This window comes from Micromonospora foliorum (genome assembly GCF_022229015.1).
GTDB lineage: Bacteria > Actinomycetota > Actinomycetes > Mycobacteriales > Micromonosporaceae > Micromonospora > Micromonospora foliorum.
On sequence record NZ_JAKKFF010000325.1, the window covers coordinates 1 to 4,016 of the forward strand.

Annotated in this window: 3 protein-coding genes and 1 pseudogene; 1 reads left to right on the forward strand and 3 read right to left on the reverse strand. The window is 73.9% G+C overall.

Translation table 11 applies throughout. The features are described from left to right. Nucleotides 1-598: pseudogene (locus PSH25_RS22560) on the forward strand (serine/threonine-protein kinase); the annotation flags it as partial. A gap of 18 nt (nucleotides 599-616) precedes the next feature. Here PSH25_RS22560 and PSH25_RS22565 read toward each other — a convergent pair. From PSH25_RS22565 to PSH25_RS22575, 3 genes are all read right to left on the reverse strand, one after another. Next, nucleotides 617-1,672 carry a glycosyltransferase gene (locus tag PSH25_RS22565; RefSeq protein WP_238660966.1) on the reverse strand — a complete coding sequence of 352 codons (1,056 nt, stop codon included), beginning with the start codon at nucleotides 1,670-1,672 and terminating at the stop codon, nucleotides 617-619. Nucleotides 1,673-1,835: 163 nt separating this feature from the next. Beyond that, nucleotides 1,836-2,504, reverse strand: coding sequence for a BON domain-containing protein (locus PSH25_RS22570; protein ID WP_238660964.1), 669 nt, complete (start codon nucleotides 2,502-2,504; stop codon nucleotides 1,836-1,838). A 184-nt stretch (nucleotides 2,505-2,688) separates the two neighbouring features. After that, nucleotides 2,689-4,016, reverse strand: a 1,328-nt coding sequence (locus tag PSH25_RS22575) for a S1C family serine protease (RefSeq protein ID WP_238660965.1), incomplete at its 5' end; no start/stop codon positions are given.

Here is a 4,016-nt window from a genome sequence, read left to right on the forward strand (position 1 = left end):
GACGGCCAGCGTTCCGGCGCCCGCCTCAGCGGCGGCGGACGCACGGCGAGCGGATGACGCTTCCGACGCGGGCGGGCCGGCGACCGGGTCGGGTTGGTCCCGGCGGCGGTTGGTGTTGCTGCTGGTGCTGGCCGTCGGGGCGACGCTGGCCGGGGTGGCCCTGCTGCCCGAACAGCAGCCGGCCCGCCGGGCACAACCCTCCGCTGGTCCGGTGACGACCCCGTCGACCGACCCGCCGGCCCCCGAGTCGTCCGCGCCGATCACGCCGACCCCGCCGACCGCGTCCCCGTCGAGGAAGCCGACGACCGGCGCGCCCACCTCGAACCCGGGCACCCTGACCGAGGTGGCGAACCGGGTCGACGGGCTGATCGGCGCCGGGCTGAGCGCCGGGGAGATCCGCGACGACGTGGCCCTCGACCTCCGCAACGAGCTGCGCAACCTGACCGTGGCGGTCAGCTCCGGCCGCGAAGAGCTGGCGCCGCCGGTGGCCCGGCTGCGCGCGAAGGTCACCGTCCGCCTCGGCGAGGGCGGCATCAGTCCGGCGTACGCCTCTCGGCTGGACGCCGCCATCGCCGAGTTGGGCGCGACCGGGGCCTGACCCGCCGACCCGGGTGGGTCAGCGCACCGGCACCCGGGCCGGTGCACGGACGTCCTGCCGGCCGAGGGCGAAGCGCCGATAAATCTCCGCGTAGCCGCTCGCCATCCGCTCGACCGAGAAGTTCCGCGCGACGTGCGCCACACAGTCCTCCGGGTCGAGTCGCTCAGCGGCGAGCAACGCCCCGGGTAGCTCCTCCGACCGCTCGACGACGAGCCCGGTCAGGCCCGGCCGAACCAGCTCCGGCACCGCCCCCCGGTTGAGCGCGACCACCGGTGTGCCGGTCGCCATCGCCTCCAGCATCACCATGCCGAACGGCTCGTCCCACTGGATCGGCATGATCAGGCAGCGGGCGTCGACGAGCATCCGCAGCGTCGTAGCGCGGTCGGCGTTGAGCACGACTGTCACATCGTCGTCGACCATCGGCGCGACGACCTGCTCGTAGTAGCGGCGCTCGGCCGGCTCGTTGCACTTGCCGGCCAGCAGCAGGGGCAACCCGGCCGCCCGGCACGCCCGGATGGCGGTGTCCGGGCCCTTGTCCGGGCTGAACCGGGCCAGCCACAGCACCGGCCCCGCGCCGGGCGTGTGCTTGCGCGGGAAGCCGCGGATGTCCAACGCGTTCTGCACCGTGCCGGCCCAGGGCAGGTTCGGGTTCAGCCGACGCTGGGCGTGCGAGATGGCCGCCAGGGCGACGCCCGAGTCGATGTCGCTCAACACGTCGCCGTACTCCCCCACGGGGTTCCCGTGCACCGTCGCGACCGTCGGCACGGCCCGGCGGCCGGCGACCAGCGGACCGATCGTGGTGTGGTCGTGGATCACGTCGAAGTCGGCCGCGGTGATCAGCCGATTCACCCGGGCCAGGTGTGCCAGCTCGGGCAGGGACTCGCCGAGCCGCTCGTACTGGACCTCGGCGACGGTGGAGACGAAGCCGTCGGCCGCCGTGCCGTGGCCACCACCGGCACCGAACAGGGTCACCGCGTGCCCCTGCCCGCAGAGCGCGTCCACCAGGGCGGCGACCACCTGCTCAAGGCCGCCGTAGCCGGGCGGCGGGACGGACAACCACGGCGGAACCACCATCGCGATGCGCAGCGACCGCTCCTCGGGGCGGCCCGCAGGCGGGTGGTTCACGGCCACGAATCCTCCCCGTTGCTCCCCGGTGCGGCTGATCCCCGTACGGCTGCACCGCCGGTCGGCGGCGGTTTCCCGGTGGCGTCCCGGGTAAACCGGACATGGCGGACGATCACCCGCCCACCAGGAGTTGGTCGTGGACCACCCGCACCCCGGGCGCGGACCACGCCACCCGCTCGACCTGGTCGCGTTCCCACCAGGAACGGACCACCCCGGCGAGGACCAGCGTGTCGCCGTCCACCTCGACGGTCACCCGCTCGCCGCCGAGCGTGCGCAGCAGCGCCCGCTGGACGTCCCGCCGCAGCCGTTCGGCCGGTGGCGCCGCAGGTCGTATCTCGATCAGGTTGGTGATTCCCCGTACGCCGTCGAGTCGACGCACCTCGCCCTCGGCGGCCCGCCGCTGCCACCCGAACTCGACCTCACCGCGCAGCATCAGCCAGCCGTTGGCCACGGTCACGTCCAGCCGTTCGGCGGGCACGAAGCTGTCCCACTCCAACGCGCGGGTGGCGGCGATGGCGACCTCGGCGTCGGTACGCCCCGGAGTGCCGGGCAGTCGCACCTCCATCTCGTCGGCCACCGCCCGTACGCCGCGAACCCGCTGTGCGCATCGCGTGGCGGCCCAACCGCGAGCGGTTCCGTCCACGTATCCGGTCAGGGTGACCACACCCTGGTCGACTGTCACGCCGATCTCGTTCGGTTGCAGCCGGGCGTCCCAGGCCAACTCGGCCAGGACGTCGCGTTGGATGCGCTGGTCGTCGCGGACACCCACCACCTCGGTCATGGCACCCCACCCCCGGTTCCGGTCGCCGAGACTCGCCCTCCGAACCTGCCGGGCAGACGGGTGACGGCGGTTCACCCGATCCGGGTGAACCGCCGTCCGGGCGGAAAAAGCGGCGGGTGACGGAGCCGACCCCCTCGGCCCCGCCACCCGCCGCCGGAGGGAGGAAGCAGGTTCAGATAGCTGGTCAGGACGTCTCGGCGAGCGTCACGGTTGCCGACTTCTCGACACCGTTGCGCTTGAACTGCACCTCGACCCGGTCGCCGACCTTGCCGGCCTGCACCGCGCCGACCAGGTCGTCCGAGTCGTTGACCGGCTTGTCGCCGAACCGGGTGACGACGTCGCCACGCTGGAGGCCGGCCTTCTCGGCCGGGCTGCCCGGGGTGACCGACGCGACGAGCGCGCCGCCGCCCTCGGCCTGGTTGACGCCGACCCCGAGCGACGGGTGGCTGACCTTCTCGCCGCGCTGGAGCTTGCCCGCGACGTCCTTGGCCTTGTTGCTGGGGATGGCGAACCCGACACCGATGTTGCCGGTGCTCTGCCCGGAGGTCGCGATGGCGGTGTTGACGCCGATCACCTCGCCCCGGGTGTTGACCAGCGCGCCACCGGAGTTGCCGGGGTTGATCGGCGCGTCGGTCTGGAGCAGGCCGGAGATCGAGCTGACCGGCTGGCTCTGCTGGGTCGGGTCCTGCTGCTGACCCTCACCGGCCCGGATGGTGCGGTCCCGGGCGCTGAGGATGCCCGAGGTCACCGAACCCTGCAGGCCGAGCGGGCTGCCCAGGGCGAGCACCTGGTCGCCGACCTGCATGGCGTCGCTGTCGCCGAACTTGGCCGGCTTGAGGTCGCTCACCCCGCTGGCCTTCACCACGGCCAGGTCGGTCTTCGGGTCGGTGCCGATGATCTTCGCGTCGGCGGTCTTGCCGTCGGCGAAGACCACCCGCACGGCGTCGCCCGCGGCGGACGCGACCACGTGGTTGTTGGTCAGCACGTACCCGTCGGCGCTGAGCACCACCCCGGAGCCCTCACCGCTGTCGGTGGTGATCGAGACGACGCTGTCCTGGACCGCCGCGGCGATCTTCGGCAGGTCGGCGCCATTGATCACGGGAGCCGCGGAGTAGGTGCGGGTGATACCGCCGCTGTCGCCGTCGAGGGCGAGCGCGAGCGCCCCACCGGCCACACCGGAACCGAGCATCAGGGCGAACACCGCGACGCCGGCACCGGCGAACTTGGCGATCCGGCCCGGTCGGGGGCCGCTGCCGGGCGGCGCGACCTGCGGGCCCCACGGCGGGACCGGCTGGCCCGGGTGCTGGGGGTGCTGCCCGGGGTGCTGGGGGTGCTGGGCGTGCTGACCGGGGTGCTGCTGGTGCGGGGCGTACGCCATGCCCGGCTGGCCCCCGCCGGCCCAGCCGGACTGCTGGCCCGCGTACCAGGGGGCACCGGGGTAGTGGCCGGCGGCCGGCTGTGGGTAGCCGGGCTGGCCCGGCGCCGGGTGGCCGGAGACCGGGTACGGCGGCG

Excerpts from the sequence above, each read along its gene's own strand:
- PSH25_RS22565 (WP_238660966.1), bottom strand. The coding sequence starts at position 1,672 with ATGGTGGTTCCGCCGTGGTTGTCCGTCCCGCCGCCCGGCTACGGCGGC.
- PSH25_RS22570 (WP_238660964.1), bottom strand. The coding sequence starts at position 2,504 with ATGACCGAGGTGGTGGGTGTCCGCGACGACCAGCGCATCCAACGCGAC.